The sequence below is a fragment of the Selenomonas sp. CM52 genome, from assembly GCF_000292955.1.
Lineage (GTDB): Bacteria > Bacillota > Negativicutes > Selenomonadales > Selenomonadaceae > Selenomonas.
Map to the genome: position 1 here is coordinate 12533 of NZ_ALNM01000033.1, position 16011 is coordinate 28543.

Below are 16011 nucleotides of genomic sequence, written 5' to 3' on the forward strand. Positions count from 1 at the left end.
TCGTTGTATTCGAGGCGTTTTTTTCGTATGATGAAAGAGGAGGATGCATCATACGGAAAGGAAGGGACAGGGATGAGATTTTACAAGAAGAGGACGGCGCTCCTCGCCTTGGCGTTCGCCGCGCTGAGCGCGACTGCGTTCGCCGCCGACGGCGCGGACAGCTTCAGCGATGTGCCCAAAGATCATTGGAGCTACGAAGCGCTCGACTACCTCGCGAAGAACGGCGTCATCGAGGGCTATGCAGACGGCACGTTCCAGGGCAACCGCACGATGAGCCGCTACGAGATGGCGGCGATCACCGCACGCGCCATGCAGGCGTCGAACCTCGACATCGGCGCGAGATCGGTGCTCGAAAAGCTGGAAAAGGAGTACGGCTCGGAGCTTGCCACGCTGCGCGCCCAAGTCGAGCAGAACACGGAGGACATCCGCAAGAACCGTGAGGCAATCGAACGCTTCAAGGTGCACGGCTTCGTGCGCACGCAGTATGACTACGACAAGAACACCGACGCCGATACGCTCGACCGCGGCGCGAACCGTTTCTACATGGATCTGCGCCTCGACATGAAGGTCAACGACATCTGGACGGTCAAGGCGCAGAGCGAGACAAACCGCCATTACAACAACGGCCACCTGCGCGGCGAGAACGCCATGAACGAGAACGTCCAGCAGACATGGTCGGGGCACGACGGCAACTTCCAGCGTATCTGGGTCGAAGCGCAGCAGGACGGCAGGTGGCTGAACCTCGGACGCGCGTGGCGCGGTCTCGGCTTTCAGAACGTGCTCTTCGGCAATGAGTCGGACGGTTTCCAGTTCGGCATTCCCCTCAAGGGAACGAATCTCACGGCGAGCGGTTTCTGGATGGCGTCGACGGGCGCGGGCAACAAGGAGAGCCTTTACGGCGTCGGCCTTTGGGGTGCGGTCGGACACAACTTCGACATCAACGTCGCCTATGCGAGGAGCAGCCTCGGCAAAAACGAGAGATACACCTCGGGCCTTATCGACCATTACGAGGCGGATCCGGTGACGCACCGCGTCTTCCCTGTCTACAGGGACAACGACAGGACGAACATGAGGAGCTATGGCTACGTCGTCAGCGCGGCGACGAACGTCGCGAAGAACGTGCGTCTCATCGGCGACTACGTCCAGACCGATGCCGACGAGCAGAACAAGAGCGTCGCGCTGCGTCTCAACTACAAGGGCACGAAGCTCGACGACGTCGGCAGCTTCGGCGTATACGCACGCTATGTGCGCTACGGCGCGAACGGCTGGCTCGCGGGCGACGACGAATGGGGCTCGACGTGGAACGGCACGAAGGGCTGGATCGTCGGCTTCAAGTATGTGCCGTGGAAAAACGTCGAATGGGAGACGCTCTTCTCCAAGCAGAAGCGCGACTACGGCACGAGCGCGGAGTACAACCGCTCGCTCCTGCGCACTCAGCTCGACTATCACTTCTGACGGGTGAGGAAAACAGAATAGAAAACGAGGGCAGCCGCACGGGATTTCTGTGCGGCTGCCCTCGTTTTCTATTGAGCAGAGGCGTTCTTCTCTGTTCGTGTGAAGTTGTAGCGCGATGTATTGAAATATGCTATACTCTATGCGTTGCCGCCCTAGACCTGGCAATGGAAAGGGGGTGTATCGGTGACGGTTACCTCGTTTATCCTCTCCGTCTTGGCTGGTGTAGTTGCCAACTATATCAGCAAATGGTTCGATGAGAGAGACAACGGCAACGAGCCTAGGCGTTAAGCCCTGCCTGCATCATGGGAACAGAAAAGCCCCCAAGCTGACACCTTGGGGGCTTTTCGTGTATCGGTTATGACGATTACCTCGTTTGCCAAGGTCAGTATATCATAATCATCTGTTGGTATGCAAGCCGTATGTTTACGATATGGTTCTGTATCGAGATTAAAATTCTTTTTTAGTAGTGAATAGCAGAATAAAGATGCATGATATATCGCGCCTCCTCCTCGCATGTATAGGGGCGAAAGGGGGTGAGAGACATGGCAGTCAAGAAGACGGGAGCGGCGACGAAGCTGATTCTCAAGGTTCAGACGGGCACGGACAAAAAGGGCCTGCCGACCTACGGCCAGCGCATGGTGCAGAACGTGAATCCGGCGCTCGGCGACGAGGACTTCCTCGCCATCGGCAAGAGCCTCGGCGGCCTGCAGTCGCACACGCTGAAGGACGTCATGCGCCAGGACGCAGCCGCGCTGACGGAAGAGTAAAGGCGGAGGTTTCGCGGGCGGCCTTGCGGTCGCTCCGAAACCATCGCTTGCAGGGAGGAGGTGAAGGAAATGGCAAAGGCACTGAAGATGGTATTCAAGCTTTCGGATACGCAGACGGCGACCGTGAGCCTCGCCGATCCCAAGGCGGGACTGACGAAGGCGGAGGCCGAAGCGGTCATGACGGACATGATCGCGAAGAACGCGCTCGTCGTCAAGGGCGTCAGCCCCAAAGCGATCAAGGCGGTCTACATCCGTTCGAGTGAGGATCAGGAGCTTGCCTGAGGAGGGCGAAAGGACGCGGAGCGACACGGCTCTGCGTCCTTTTTTGCGTTTGTGTCTGACTAATACGCGCATTTAAGAAAAAGAACGATGATTCGATATAAGAAACGAAGGGTTTCGACTTGAATTTTAATTCCAAGGAGGGAAGCTGCATGAAGATCCAAGGAAACGGCGATGGAGCCATCGGGATGAAGAAAGGCTTGCTGCAGAGTGAGCGGCTTGTTGGAAATAAAGGGCATGAGTCAACGATTGCCGCGATGCAGAAGCAAAAGGAATATGCGGGAGAGCTAGGCAAATCCGCCGGATCGCCGGCTTATCATGTATCGGTCAGCAAGGAGGGCAGGGGGCTTGCCGTCTTGCATGGAACAGCGACGCAAAGCGGCAGCGAGACTGCTATGCAGGATGCTGTGGCGAAGCAGAGTGTAGAGCAGATGGACATGTCCGGCACTGCCCCTCTGAAGCCGCTTCGAGCGGAGGATCTTGACTGGGCGACCGAGTATGAACAGGCTTCGCTGGCAGAAACCATGAGAGGAGTCGAGAGCGGCATCGGCGCCGTCTTGCGTGGCGCGGCTGAAAATCCCCTCGCCGTCGGCGCCGACATCCAGATGTATCTCGTTCGTCAGCTCAACGCCTATGGTCATCATCAGAAGGCCTTGGGGCACAGCTTGGCAGGTGATCCATATCTGAGCAGCGTTCTTGAGCGCTTGGACGCACTTGACCCTAAAGGCGAAAATCCCCTGGTAAGCGAGATCCGTTCTCTCGTCAGCACGACGATGAGCGGCAAGAACATCGAGCTTTTTGAAAAAGATGGACACAGCGATCTCGTCCGGCGATATTGCGCCTACCTTGGCATCCATATGGGCGATGCAATGAAGGTCAAGGATAAGGCAGACGATTATTTCAACGATAAGACGGCGATATACGCATTCTTTCAGGAAATGAGCCGCAAGGCGAAGTGTACGGAAGAACTGCTTGAAGCCATGCTTGGAGATCGTGCGGGAGAGAAAGAGGAGGAGCGGGAACGTCCCTCAGATCTTTCGCAGCTGATCGCCGAGAGGAAGAGCGGCCTTGAGGATGGCATGACCGTGTATAAGGAGAGCCTGCGCAAACTGCACCGTGCCGACGGTGACGCAGGCGAGGGCGAAGACGGCAAACTTTCGGAGCGAGAGAGCGCGGAAGAGAAAAAAAGCCTGATTCCGAGTGTCACAGGCTACGACTGGCAATGCATTTCAGAGAAGTATTTGCATGAAAATCCGGAACTTGCCGCTATTTTTGCCGAGAACGGCATGGGTTGAGTGAAGGGCGTACATCTGCGCTTGCAAGGTGATGCCTGCTGTAACAGCGGGCAGCGCCTTTTTCTTTGCGAGATTGTTTCAATGACGAAGAGAAACTTCTTGCAAACTTTGCCGTAGAATATTCTCATATAAGAGAAAAATATGCTATAATGATAGAAAAGTGGTTTCATGGGAAGCGCCTTCCTGCCCTTTCGGGTGCGGCGGGCGGACTGATGGGAGGCGTTTTGATTGGCAAGAAAGTGCAAGATCCTCATTTCCGATGATTCCAAGCTTCTGCGCAAGCAGCTGCGCGAGGAGCTTGAGGCGCTCGATTGTGAGGTCATAGAGACGGAGAACGGCAAGGAGGCGATCGCCGAGAGCCTTGGCGACCGTCCCGACGGCGTGATCTTGGACATCGTCATGCCCGAGGTCAACGGCGTCGAGGTGCTGCGCGTCATCAAGGAAATCGACGACACGATTCCCGTCGTCATGCTGTCGTCGGCGGGCACGCCCGAGAAGCTTATGGAGACGCTGAAACTCGGGGCGCTGGACTTCATCCAGAAGCCCTATACGCCCGAGCAGATCAAGAATGCCATCACGCGCATTCGAAAGAAAGCAGGGCTGGATGAGCAATGATCTGCTTTTCCCACAATTTCTCCTGAATCGCGGTGTCTTAGATGCGGCTGAGGTTCGCATCTTCCTCGAAAGGATGCTCACGGCGAAGGTCGACGTGCCTGTGCAGGCGCTCTTCCACGGCGTGGCGACGGCGGCCGACCTGGCTTCGCTCGGTGCACTTTCGGGCGCGGAGTTTCGCGCGTCTGCAGAGAGGGAGGGCGTCCTCACGGCATCGCAGCTTTACAACCTCGGCGAGGCGATCGCAGGCGAGGGCTGTCGTTTCGCGCAGGCTTTGTTGGACGCCGGAAGGCTCGACTACAAGGAGCTGGAGAGGCTCTTGGGCGACTTCAAGCGTGCGGGCGAGCATCCTTTGTCCGAGGCGATCCAGCGTGCGGCGGACGGCAGGCTCGCTGAGGAGCTGCCGCTCTACACGGAGTACGTTGGCGTCGCTATGCTCGCCTTCAAGCGCTTTATGAAGATCGCCTGCGTCGTCGTGCCGCAGGCGGAGTCTTTTCCCGAGAGCGTGCCGTGCCGCCTCGTCTCGCAGGCCATCACGGGCGGCGTCTCGCTCGTCGCGGGACTTGAAGCGCCCGATGCGGTGTTTCTGGCGCTCGCTCGCCGCTACAGTCACGAGGATTTTTCGGAGCTTGACGATCTCGCGGTGGATAGTCTCGCGGAGTTCCTGAACGTCTTGGACGGCTTCTTCGCCGTGCGCCTCGGCGAGCGCGATTTGGAGCTTGATCTGGAGATCCCGCGGACGGCGCACGCCTTGAATGCGAAGGCAAGCCCGAGCAAGTTCCTGCGGCTGCATCTCGAAAGCCCCGTGGGCGCCTTCGCGCTTCTTCTGGCGACGGACGAGTTCCTCTGAGGCGCGGGTGTGGCTTTGCTGGAATTTCACCTCTCATTGAAAGGGACAGGAATGATTCTGACCAGCCCTTGACGAACCTCTGTCTATTCCCTATAATAAGGAAGTATTTTTATTCTTGGATTTAGGAAAGAGACGATTCGATGCGAGAATTTACCTTGATGTTGAGCATGACAGCGTTGCTCCTTCTCCTCGCGAGCTCCGTGTGCTTTGCCGAGGACGAGGGGCGGCGTTTTGTGGATGCCCGCGGCGATACGGGATATTTCGTGGACGTCACGACGATTTCCATCGACAGCAATCATGAATATACGGCGGATGTCGCCATCATCAAGGCGAAGGAGAACCGCCTCTTTTCCTATCGCATGCACTTCGACTTTGCCGCGCGCACCTACCAGATTCTTCGCTCTGCGACGATGACGTACGATACGCGCGAGGTGTCCCAGAGCGTGAAGACGCCCCTGCCTGCAGCGCCGTATGTGCCGGGATCGCCGATTGCAGCCATCGTTGACTATCTCTACGCATGGCAGCGCGGTCTTGAAAAATGAGCGGTGCGCCAAAAGCGCCCGCTTTTTTTTCTGCGCCGAATGAAATGCACTTCTTCCGAATGCATTCTGGTCAGGACGGGTGAAAATTTTCAATTAAACAGCACAAGAAATAATCGGTATTTGTTCATTTTTATTAAAAAGGGGTTGCAAAGTCTTTTTAGATATGTTATCCTTATAAAGCTAGGAAATAGAACCCATTGAGCACCCGAAATCCATGCTCGTCCCGACGAGCGTTGCGGAAGGGTTGGCGGTTGAGATCGGGAAGTTCCACCACTGTAAAGACTCTTTTCGCGAACATGGGAAATTTCGGCTGTAGGCGGCAGTGGCTTTTTCGTCGTCATGCCCAGAGGTCAGTCCTCATAGGGGTCTTTGAAGAGCGGTGTATTTTGACGCTCTCGGGCAGATTTCCTACCTTCATCTCGGTGATGTCGAACTGTTGCAAGGGGGATGCGGAGCAAATGCACACTCCCGCGGACATTGCCGTATGAATCCGTGTCGCCTTTCGCGAGGAGGTTGTTCGTGCATCGTGCGCGGGCTGCTGCAGCCGCCTTGCGGCGCGACGGATCGAGTGCAGTTGGAATCAGAGAAAGCTCTGTCGGGGCGAGGCGGTTATTCGCCCCGTGACTGCATGCAGGAAAATGGGGCGGTGGGCGACCACTGCCTTTTTTGATTGCCACGGAAAATAATCTGTATTATAATGAAGGACATAATTGCCAATGGAAGGGAAGGGATTTTATGGCAGAAACGGCATGGGCTGTTCTTCCGCCCGTCATCACCATCGTGCTGGCGCTCGCGACGAAGGAAGTCTATATGTCGCTGATCATCGGCATTTTCTCAGGAGCTATGCTCTATGCGAATTTTAATCTCCTCGAAGCAATTCTCACGATGTTCGCAGTCATGGAGGCGAAGGTCGGGGCGAATGTCAATATCCTCGTCTTTCTTGTCATCCTCGGCATCCTCGTCGCCGCCATCACGCGCTCGGGCGCGACGAAGGCTTATGGCGACTGGGCGGTGCGCACGATTCAGGGCAGGCGCAGTGCGCTCGCGATCACGGCGCTCCTCGGCATCGTCATCTTCATCGACGACTACTTCAACTGCCTGACGGTCGGCACGGTCATGCGCCCCGTGACGGACAAGTTCAAGATCGCGCGCACGAAGCTCGCCTACATCATCGATGCGACGGCAGCGCCCGTGTGCATCCTCGCGCCCATATCAAGCTGGGCGGCAGCCGTCGGCTCGTCGCTGCCTGAAGGCAGCAGCATCGACGGGTTCGGCCTCTTCCTGCAGACGATTCCGATCAATCTCTACGCATGGCTGACGCTCATTTTCATGTGCTTCCTCGTGTGGTCGGAGAAAGATTTTTCCGAGATGGGCGCCTCGATCCGCAAGAATGAGCGAGAGTTCTACGTTCCGCCCGAGTACGCCGATGTCAAGGAGGAGAAGATCGAGGGCAGGGGCAAGATCTACGACCTCCTGCTCCCTCTGGCAGTGCTCATCGCCGCGTGCATCTACGGCATGCTCTACACGGGCGGCATCCACGACGGGCTGAGCGTCGCCGAGGCTTTCGCGAACTGCGATTCGTCGAAGTCGCTCGTGCTCGGCTCCTTCATCGCCTTCGTCTTTACGGGACTCCTCTACCTGCCGCGCCGCGTCGTTTCCTTCAATGATTTCTGCACGAGCTTCATCCTTGGCTTCAAGGCGATGTCGCCCGCGCTCTTCATCCTGTGCCTCGCGTGGACGCTCTCGGGCATCTGCAGCGACAAGTACCTCGACCTTGGCGGCTATGTCGGCCAGCTTGTCAGCGCCAATGCGGGCGTCATCACGTTCCTGCCCGTCATCTTCTTCCTCGTCGGCGCAGGCCTTGCCTTTGCTACGGGAACGTCGTGGGGCACGTTCGGCATCTTGATTCCGATCGCCATCGCCATCGTCGGTACGGACAGCCCCGTGCTCGCGCTTTGCGTCGCGGCGATCCTCTCGGGCGCTGTCGCAGGCGATCATGCGTCACCGATTTCGGATACGACGATCCTCGCGTCTGCGGGCGCTCAGTGCCACCATATCGACCATGTATCGACGCAGATTCCCTATGTGCTCGTCGTCGTTGGCGTCTGCGTCGTCGGCTACATCGTCGACGGCCTCACGATGAACGGCTGGCTGGGACTTGCTGTCGCGCTGGCGATCCTCGCCGTCGTCATGGCCGTCGTCTATTGGAAAGTCCCCGTGCCGCTCAAAGACCGCAGCGCGGACTGAGAAAGCTGCAAAGCAAACAGCTGCCGTACGTTTGCGGCAGCTGTTTACTTTACGGAGTGGAATTCACCCACATTTTTGGAAAGGAAAATATCTATGCTTGTCTACATGGTCGATCACGGCAAGTACCTCTTGCCCGAAGAAAGCCTCAAGCGCCGCCCCGAAGGGAAGCGCGGCCTTTACGTCAATATCACGAACGAATGTCCGTGCGCGTGTACCTTCTGCCTGCGCACGATGAAGGATATGCCCGAGGACATGAGCCTGTGGCTCGGCGGCAAAGAGCCGACGGTCGAAGAGGTCAAGACGGCTCTCCTCGCCGCGCCTTGGGACCATGTGAAGGAAGTCGTCTTCTGTGGCTTCGGTGAGCCGACGATGCGCCTTGCCGACCTCATCGAACTGCTGCGCTTCGTCAAGGAGCAGCATCCCGACTTGCCGACGCGCGTCAATACGAACGGCCTCTCGGATCTCGTTTACGGCCGCGACACAGCGGCGGACTTCGCGGGCGGCATCCTTGATACCGTTTCCATCAGCCTCAACGCGTCGAACGCCGAGCGCTATCTGGCGCTGACGAGGAGCGAGTTCGGCATCGAATCCTTCGAAGCGATGCTCGCTTTCGCTGAGAAGATGAAGGCTTATGCGGGGCACGTCGTCCTGACGATCGTCGAGAAGGTCGAGGGCGCGGAAGAAATCGCAAAGTGCCGTGCACTGTGTGAGGCGCGGGGGCTTGATTTGCGCGTGCGCACGTATGAGGGAAACTGACGACGGCTATGCGGCGAACGATGACTTGCATACGAGCGACCGAATATGCTATACTATGGGTGGCAAACGTAAGAAACGTCGTAACCGATACACGAAAATCCCCCAAGCGCTACCTTGGGGGCTTTTCTGTACCCATATTGCGAGCAGGGTCTAACGCTCAGGCTCGTCGCCGTCGTCTCTCGCATCGAGCCATTTGCTGATATGATTGGCAATCACACCAGCCAAGATGGAGAGAATGAACGTAAGAAACGTCACCGATACACCCCCTTTCCATTGCCATGTCTAGGGGCGGCAACCCATCAAGTATAGCATATTTCGCCGCAGCAATAAACCCGCCGCAGGAGTCTCACGGGACTGCTCTCGGCGGGTTTATCTTTTGATCGTCATATACCCTTTTTCCTTCGTATTCAATTGTCTTGCATGGCGCTCCGCGATGAAGCCTCCATGCTGTATGAAGCGGTTCGATCGAACGGTTGTGATGGAATATCACAGTTTGATGCATCACTTGTCATCGTTCAAAATCCCGGGCTCGGCAGGTATCTCGGTTCCGATCTGGGGACTGCGCAATCTACTGAATGACCCTCGCGTACGCATCGACAAGGTGAAAGTTGCCACGGTCTTCTCCACGCTGTTTCCGACGTTGTGCCTTTTTCCGCAATGCCCTCGGAGCTGCCGGGCCGCTGCCCGTTCGTCAGTCCGCCGCTGCGGGATTCGTATGCAAAGTGTGCACTTCCTAGCCGGAAACCCTCAGGTGGAGAAGGAAAAGCTTATTCCTCAATAAACCTCACACCTTTCGTGTAACCATATTGAGAAGAGCCTGTTTCGGCTGACCGGCACTTGCCCTGCCCGCGGAGTCCGACCTGCATGCAGGCTTGTCCTCGTCGCTGGCGTTGCCCGTCCTTTCTCCTCTTTACGGTTTCATTATATCATGCGAGGAGACAAAATACAATATCGGTTTTGAATTTTCTAAAATATTTTTTGCAGGAACGGGAAGAAGTCTGTCGTATATAGGAAGCAGGAAAGGGGAAATGATCGTGAAACTCTTGAATTTCTATGCCGAGGACGGCGCCGTGCATATCGGTGCGAGCGACGGAGAGAAGACCGTCGATGTCAGCGCCGTCGGCTATAGCTGGGGTTGGCAGGAAATCTTTGCCGATTGGGAGAAGATTCGGCCGCAGATCGAAAGTGTCCTGCAGCACGCAAAGCCCTTGGCGCACGGCCTGCGCTTTGCGCCCGCCGTGACGGCGCCGGGCAAGATTCTCTGCGTCGGACTGAACTACGCGAGCCACCGTGCGGAGGTTCCCTTCGGGGCGCCCAAATATCCGGCGATCTTCAGCAAATTCAACAATGCGCTCAACGCTTCAGGCGGCGAGGTGCGCCTGCCCACGGGCGCGAAGGAGCTTGACTACGAGGCGGAGCTTGTCATCATCATTGGGAAAAAGGTCAAGGATGCAGCTGAGGAAGAGGCCGCCGCCGCCATCTTCGGCTATACGGCGGGCAACGACTTCACGGCGCGGGACTTGCAGCGCCGCACCTCGCAGTGGCTGCTCGGCAAGACGCCCGACGGCTTCGCGCCGCTTGGCCCCTATATCGTGCCCGCCGCTGAGATCGATGTCTCGCATCTCGCCGTTCAGACGTTCGTTAACGGCGAGATGCGCCAGGACGGGACGACGGCGGACATGATCTTCGCGCCCGCCGCCATCGTCAGCTATATTTCGAAGTGCATGACGCTCGCTCCCGGCGATGTCATCTTCACGGGCACACCGCACGGCGTGATCTTCGGTCTGCCCGAGAAGGAGCGGCGCTGGCTCAAGGCGGGCGACGAGGTCGTCGTGAAGATCGAGGGCATCGGCGAGCTTCGGAATCAAATCGCCTAGAAGGAGCGCCGTTTTATCCTTGAGACCTCCCAAGCGAGAGGCGAGAGGCGGCATGCGCTCGCTTGGGAACGCGGGCATGTCGGTGAGCTTTGCACAATGCAGTCACTTGTAAATGATGCGGATTCGCGCATCTGCAGTGATATGAAAAAGCCCCCTCGCCGCATGTATGCGTGCGAGGGGGTGATGAGATGAACGATCTTCTGGCGGCGTTCGGCAGCTACGGCTTCCCGATGGCGGTTACGGCTTTTTTGCTCGTGCGCATCGAGGGGAAGCTCGGAGCATTGAACGACAGCGTGCGGGAGCTTTCGGGCATCATCGCGAAGAAGTGAGGGGAGATCCTCACTTCTTTTTTTTGCCGCGCGCTTCCTCGCGGCGCTTTGCCGCCTTCTCCTTCGCCTCGACCTTCTGCTGCTCCTTTTTCGCGCGTTCTTTGAGCGCGTAGTCGACGCCCATGCTCGCGAGCTTGTGCTTGATCGTCATGATCGGGTGGCGCAGCAGCATGCTCTTCTGGTTCGCCGTCATGATCTTGCGGAATTCGATGTTCTGACTCTTCGAGAAGCATGGGCTTTCGCAGCGGTCGCAGATCGGCTTCGTGATGCCGTAGGGACAGCGGTTCATCTTCATCAGCACGGTGGCAAGGAGCGCCGTGCACTTGGGGCACAGTTTGTCGCCCTCCGTGCCGTGCTCCTTGTGACAGTAGACGCCGAACGTCTTCTTGATGTTCGCCTTTTCCTTTGGAATATTGTTCTTGATTTCCGGCTGCTTCTTCTTGGGCAGGAATCTGGAAAAAATGCTCATATCTGATCTCCCTCGCGATTTTGTATAGTAGATGAATAGAAAAGCGCTTCCTCTTAGTTTAACGGCAACAGGATGGAAAATCAAGCGATTTGTGCTCTATGCGCTGATGTTTGCATCAAACTCCTTGAATATGAGGCCGCGTCTGGTATATAATGAAATGAATATCTTTAGTGGGAAAAGGGGGCGGCGATGTTTATGGAGCAGGAGAAGAGCGGATCGGAGTTTCCTCGCACTCAGATCGACAAGCTCAGCGCCAAGTCGCTGGATAATATTCTCAAGAATACAGTCAGCACGATCGAGACGAATAAGACGCAGATCTTCGGCATCTACGAGGCGGCGCGCGGCGAGGTCGAGTCGAGCCGGCGCACACTTGAGGATCTGCGGGAACTTACACGCCAGACGATCGAGAAGGTAGACGAGCTTTCGGAAATCGAGCAGCGGGAGAAGAAGAAGCTAGCCGAGACGAGCAGCGACTTCGGCAATTATTCGGAGGAGCGCATACGCGAGCATTACGAGTCGGTCAAGGACATTCAGATCGAGCTGAGCGTGGCGCGGGAGAAGGAGAACCAGCTTCGTGCGCAGCGCGACGCCTTGGAGCTTCGCCTGCACGGTTTGAAGGAAATCTTGAAGACGGCGGAGCATCTGGCGATCTGCATCGGCTCGGTCTTGAGCTATCTGAGCGATCAGATCAACGGCGTCGTCTGGCAGATCGAGGAGGCGCAGAAGAGCAAGTTTGTCGGTGCGCAAATCATCAAGGCGCAGGAGGAGGAGCGCCTGCGCGTTTCGCGTGAGCTGCACGACGGCCCAGCGCAGGACATTGCGAACCTCATCTTTCAGGCGTCGATCATCGAGCGCATGGTCGACCGCGATCCCGAGGAGGCGAAGCGCGGCCTGCAGGAGCTTCGCCAGCACATTCGCGGCTGCCTGACGGACATGCGCCAGATCATCTTCGACATGCGCCCGATGTCGCTCGACGATCTCGGCCTTGAGCCGGCGCTGCGCCAGCTGATCAGCAAGATGCGCGAGCGCGGCATGCTCGATGCTTCCATCGCCGTGGAGGGCGAGGAGCAGAAGCTCGCGAAGTATGCCGAGGTCAGCATCTTCCGCATCGTGCAGGAATCCCTGAACAACGTCAGCCGCCATGCGGGCGTCAAGAAGGCGGAGGTGCGTATTCTCTACACGGCTTCGGCGCTAGCCATCACGGTCAAGGATGAGGGCAGGGGCTTCGATCCCGACGCAGAAGAGGATGCCGTGCCGAGCGAGGAAGAGCAGTTTGACGACGATCGCGACGTCAACGATCCCATATCGAGGAACGCTTACGGTCAGTACGGACTCCTCGGCATGAGAGAGCGCGCCGCCATCATCGGCGCGGAACTCAACATCATCTCGGAGATCGGCAAGGGAACGTGCATCCATCTGCGCATGCCGTTCCGTCCGAACGTGCTTGCCCCCGAAAAGGCTGCGAAGAAGTGACGGCGGACGAAAGACAAAGACGCGCGCCGCTCGCCGCCGCCATGTGCGCGTATCGGGAGGAGGGCGCTCTCGCCTTTCATACGCCCGGACATAAGCAGGGGCTGGGGGCGCATGCGCTCTTGCGCGAACTCGTGACGGAAGCAGGCCTTCGAGAAGAGGTCTCTCTGATGGAAGAGCTTGACGATCTGCACGAGCCGACGGGCTGCATCGAGGAGGCGCAGGATCTCGCCGCCGCGCTTTATGGAGCGGATGCGGCCTTTTTCGCCGTCAACGGCACGACGGGCGCGATCCATGCGATGCTCGTGGCCGCGCTCTCGCCGGGCGATGCCGTGCTTGTGCCGCGCAATGTGCATCGCTCCGTTTTCGGCGGCCTCGTGCTTTCCGACGCGCATCCCCTCTACATCGAGCCGGTCGTTGACGAGGCGCTCGGCATAGCGCACGGGCTTAGTACGGAGGCGGTGCGCGAGGCGTGCCGTCTGCATCCTGAGGCGAAGGCGCTGCTGCTCGTTTCGCCGACGTATTACGGCGTCGCCTCCGACGTGCGTGCCATCGCCGAGATCGTGCACGAGGCGGGCATGGCACTCCTCGTCGACGAGGCGCACGGCGCGCATCTCGCTTTCTCCGACGATTTGCCGGAGTCGGCGATCGCGGCGGGCGCCGATCTCGTCGCGCAGAGCACGCACAAGCTCCTCGGCGCGATGACGCAGGCGTCGCTCTTGCTGCTCCGCGAGGGGCGCATCGAAAAAGAGTGCGTGCAGCGGGCGATGAGCCTCCTGACATCGACGAGCCCGAACTACCTGCTGCTGGCATCCCTCGACATCGCTCGCCTGCAGATGGCAGAAGTGGGCGCGGCACATCTTGCTCGCACCGTGGGGCTCGCACGGAAACTTAGGCGCGAGGTGAATGCGACGCCCGGGCTCTTCTCTTTTGGCGAAGAGCGCATGGGAGGCGCAGGAGCATTCGCGCTCGACCCGCTGAAGCTCACGGTGACGGTCACGGGACTCGGCCTGACGGGCGCAGAGGCCGCGCATATCCTGCGCTATGAGCACAAGATCGAGGCGGAGCTTTTCGATGCACAAAACGTGCTCTTTCTCCTCACCTATGCCGATACGGCAGAAAGCGTAGGAAGGCTCTTGGCGGCATTGCGCTCTTTGGCGCAGCGCCGGACGGCGCAAGCGGCGACTGCCGCTGCGGCAGCGATTGCGTCCGCCGTGCCCGATGGCGGAAAAGCGCAGGTCACCGTGCGCCTTCCCGCCGCGCCTCCCGTGGCAATCCCACCGCGCGAGGCGTTCTATCGCCGCTCTGTCCCTTGCCGCCTGCGCGAGGCGGCGGGGCGCATCGCGGCGGAAACCATCGCCTTCTATCCGCCGGGCATCCCTGTGATCTGCACGGGCGAGGTCTTTACGGCGGAGGTCTGCCGCTACATCGAGGCGATGGCGGCGGCGGGGCTCAAAGTTACGGGCGCGGCGGACGCATCGCTTCGGACGCTGCGCGTGCTCGCGGACGATGTGGAGCAGGAGGAATGAGTGTGCCGCGCGTCAGGCGTGCTCGCTATAGGGAAAGGGGATTTCTATGAAGGTGCTTGTCACGGGTGTGAGCGGACAGCTGGGCTTCGACGTCATGCGCGAGCTTCTCGCGCGCGGCATCGAGGCGCAGGGCGCATCGAGGAGCGACTTCTCCTTGACGGATTTTGCGGCAATGCGCCGCTTCGTCGAGGCGCATCGACCGACGGCGATCATCCACTGCGCGGCGTATACGGCAGTGGACAAGGCCGAGGACGAGCCGGAGCTTTGCCGCGAGGTGAATGCGGCGGCGACGGGCAAACTCGCGCGTCTCGCGAAGGAGATCGGCGCGAAGTTCCTCTACATCAGCACCGACTACGTATTTCCCGGCACGGGCGAGGACTTCTACGAGCCGGAGGATGAGAAGGCGCCGTGCAACGTCTATGGCGAGTCGAAACTTCTCGGCGAAGAGGCGGCGCGAGAAGCGCTCGAAGAGCTGTTCATCGTGCGCATCTCGTGGGTCTTTGGAGAAAACGGCAAGAATTTCATCAAGACGATGCTGCGCCTTGCCGAAACGCACGAGGAGCTTTCCGTCGTCGGCGACCAGATCGGCTCGCCGACATATACGCGCGACCTCGCGCGCCTGCTCGCCGACATGATCGAGACGCAAAAGTACGGCGTCTACCATGCGACGAACGAGGGCACATGCTCGTGGGCGGAACTTGCGGCGGAGGCTCTTCGCTGTGCGGGAAAGAAGACGCGCGTGAAGGCGATCAAGACGGAGGAATATCCGACGAAGGCGAAGCGGCCCAAGAATTCGCGTCTGTCGAAGAAATGTCTCGATGACGCGGGCTTTTCGCGTCTGCCCGATTGGCGCGACGCCGTCGCGCGGTATGTCGAGCTGATTTGACGCATCCGTGCGAGCGTCTGGCGATTTTATTTTTGCAGAATAATATTCTTTGCTTGAAGGAGGGGAATTTCATGGCGCAGGATGTAGTGATTCGTATGGATGAGGCGTTATCTTTGCAGTTTGGCAAGGTTTGTGATGAAATAGGTCTTCCGATATCCGTGGCGTTTTTGATTTTTGCAAAACGTGTAGTGCGCGACAGGAAAATTCCATTTGAACTTTCAGCTGACCCGGATCCGTTTTATTCAGAAAGCAATATGGCTCATATTCGTCGCGGCATTGCCGCCTTCAAGGCAGGGAAATTCGCAAAGCATGATTTGATCGAGGTTGAAGACGATGGAGAAGCGCTGGTTTGATGAGGCATGGGAGGATTACCTCTATTGGCAGATGTAGGACAAGAAGACCTTGAAAAGGATAAATATCTTATTGAGAGATATTGAGAGGAATCCTTTTGAGGGGATCGGCAAACCTGAGCCGCTTCGTGGTGAATTGGGTGGTCTGTGGAGCCGCAGGATCGATGAAAAGAATCGCTTGATTTATTGCATTTCGGATGATTCGTTACAGATTTTCTCTTGCAGGGGTCATTATGATTAAGGTTTGTTATATGCAGCTGATTCACGCTGATTTGACGCATCCGCATGAGTGGGCTAT

General features: G+C 58.0%; 18 protein-coding genes. 16 read left to right on the top strand and 2 right to left on the bottom strand.

Annotated elements, in window-relative coordinates; all coding sequences use genetic code 11:
* Positions 1-72 precede the first annotated feature (72 nt).
* The 9 genes from HMPREF1153_RS08690 (at position 73) to HMPREF1153_RS08730 (ending at position 8803) form a co-directional block, all read left to right on the top strand.
* A complete protein-coding gene (locus tag HMPREF1153_RS08690; RefSeq protein ID WP_037370412.1) occupies positions 73-1455 on the top strand; it encodes an S-layer homology domain-containing protein in 1383 nt (460 codons plus the stop codon).
* A gap of 542 nt (positions 1456-1997) precedes the next feature.
* Positions 1998-2222, top strand: a complete 225-nt coding sequence (locus HMPREF1153_RS08695; RefSeq protein ID WP_009646611.1) for a DUF1659 domain-containing protein — start codon at positions 1998-2000, stop codon at positions 2220-2222.
* A gap of 69 nt (positions 2223-2291) precedes the next feature.
* A complete protein-coding gene (locus HMPREF1153_RS08700) occupies positions 2292-2504 on the top strand; it encodes a DUF2922 domain-containing protein (protein WP_009646571.1) in 213 nt (70 codons plus the stop codon).
* A gap of 149 nt (positions 2505-2653) precedes the next feature.
* Positions 2654-3796 (top strand): hypothetical protein, encoded by a 1143-nt coding sequence (locus HMPREF1153_RS08705; protein WP_009646585.1) that lies wholly within the window; start codon positions 2654-2656, stop codon positions 3794-3796.
* 228 nt (positions 3797-4024) lie between these two features.
* On the top strand, positions 4025-4411 hold the full coding sequence (locus tag HMPREF1153_RS08710; RefSeq protein WP_006192748.1) for a response regulator: 387 nt from the start codon (positions 4025-4027) through the stop codon (positions 4409-4411).
* Positions 4401-5258, top strand: coding sequence for a hypothetical protein (locus HMPREF1153_RS08715; RefSeq protein WP_009646623.1), 858 nt, complete (start codon positions 4401-4403; stop codon positions 5256-5258). The genes HMPREF1153_RS08710 and HMPREF1153_RS08715 overlap by 11 nt, the downstream gene beginning before the upstream one ends.
* Positions 5259-5416: 158 nt before the next feature.
* Positions 5417-5800 (top strand): hypothetical protein, encoded by a 384-nt coding sequence (locus tag HMPREF1153_RS08720; protein ID WP_232208268.1) that lies wholly within the window; start codon positions 5417-5419, stop codon positions 5798-5800.
* Positions 5801-6535: 735 nt separating this feature from the next.
* Positions 6536-8047, top strand: a complete 1512-nt coding sequence (locus HMPREF1153_RS08725; RefSeq protein WP_009646568.1) for a Na+/H+ antiporter NhaC family protein — start codon at positions 6536-6538, stop codon at positions 8045-8047.
* 93 nt (positions 8048-8140) lie between these two features.
* The gene (locus HMPREF1153_RS08730) at positions 8141-8803 is read left to right on the top strand and encodes a TatD family nuclease-associated radical SAM protein (RefSeq protein WP_009646583.1); all 663 of its coding nucleotides are present in this window, start codon (positions 8141-8143) and stop codon (positions 8801-8803) included.
* A 150-nt stretch (positions 8804-8953) separates the two neighbouring features.
* Here HMPREF1153_RS08730 and HMPREF1153_RS12945 read toward each other — a convergent pair whose 3' ends face one another.
* Positions 8954-9058 carry a nitrate reductase gene (locus HMPREF1153_RS12945; RefSeq protein WP_198003340.1) on the bottom strand — a complete coding sequence of 35 codons (105 nt, stop codon included), beginning with the start codon at positions 9056-9058 and terminating at the stop codon, positions 8954-8956.
* A 773-nt stretch (positions 9059-9831) separates the two neighbouring features.
* Here HMPREF1153_RS12945 and HMPREF1153_RS08740 point away from each other — a divergent pair.
* Complete coding sequence (locus tag HMPREF1153_RS08740; protein WP_037370415.1) at positions 9832-10680, top strand: fumarylacetoacetate hydrolase family protein; 849 nt, start codon at positions 9832-9834, stop codon at positions 10678-10680.
* Positions 10681-10868: 188 nt separating this feature from the next.
* Positions 10869-11009 (top strand): YvrJ family protein, encoded by a 141-nt coding sequence (locus HMPREF1153_RS12395; protein WP_006192773.1) that lies wholly within the window; start codon positions 10869-10871, stop codon positions 11007-11009.
* A gap of 10 nt (positions 11010-11019) precedes the next feature.
* Here HMPREF1153_RS12395 and HMPREF1153_RS08745 read toward each other — a convergent pair whose 3' ends face one another.
* A complete protein-coding gene (locus tag HMPREF1153_RS08745) occupies positions 11020-11478 on the bottom strand; it encodes a nitrous oxide-stimulated promoter family protein (protein ID WP_009646646.1) in 459 nt (152 codons plus the stop codon).
* A gap of 195 nt (positions 11479-11673) precedes the next feature.
* Between HMPREF1153_RS08745 and HMPREF1153_RS08750 the strand changes: the two genes are divergently transcribed.
* The 5 genes from HMPREF1153_RS08750 (at position 11674) to HMPREF1153_RS12400 (ending at position 15954) form a co-directional block, all read left to right on the top strand.
* Complete coding sequence (locus tag HMPREF1153_RS08750; RefSeq protein WP_037370417.1) at positions 11674-12951, top strand: sensor histidine kinase; 1278 nt, start codon at positions 11674-11676, stop codon at positions 12949-12951.
* Positions 12948-14477, top strand: coding sequence for an aminotransferase class I/II-fold pyridoxal phosphate-dependent enzyme (locus HMPREF1153_RS08755; protein WP_009646636.1), 1530 nt, complete (start codon positions 12948-12950; stop codon positions 14475-14477). The genes HMPREF1153_RS08750 and HMPREF1153_RS08755 overlap by 4 nt, the downstream gene beginning before the upstream one ends.
* A 46-nt stretch (positions 14478-14523) precedes the next feature.
* Entirely contained in the window at positions 14524-15363 is an 840-nt protein-coding gene (rfbD, locus tag HMPREF1153_RS08760) for a dTDP-4-dehydrorhamnose reductase (RefSeq protein ID WP_009646625.1), read from the top strand.
* A 71-nt stretch (positions 15364-15434) separates the two neighbouring features.
* Entirely contained in the window at positions 15435-15716 is a 282-nt protein-coding gene (locus tag HMPREF1153_RS08765) for a type II toxin-antitoxin system RelB/DinJ family antitoxin (RefSeq protein WP_083847483.1), read from the top strand.
* A 49-nt stretch (positions 15717-15765) separates the two neighbouring features.
* The gene (locus HMPREF1153_RS12400) at positions 15766-15954 is read left to right on the top strand and encodes a Txe/YoeB family addiction module toxin (RefSeq protein WP_232208260.1); all 189 of its coding nucleotides are present in this window, start codon (positions 15766-15768) and stop codon (positions 15952-15954) included.
* Positions 15955-16011 lie beyond the last annotated feature (57 nt).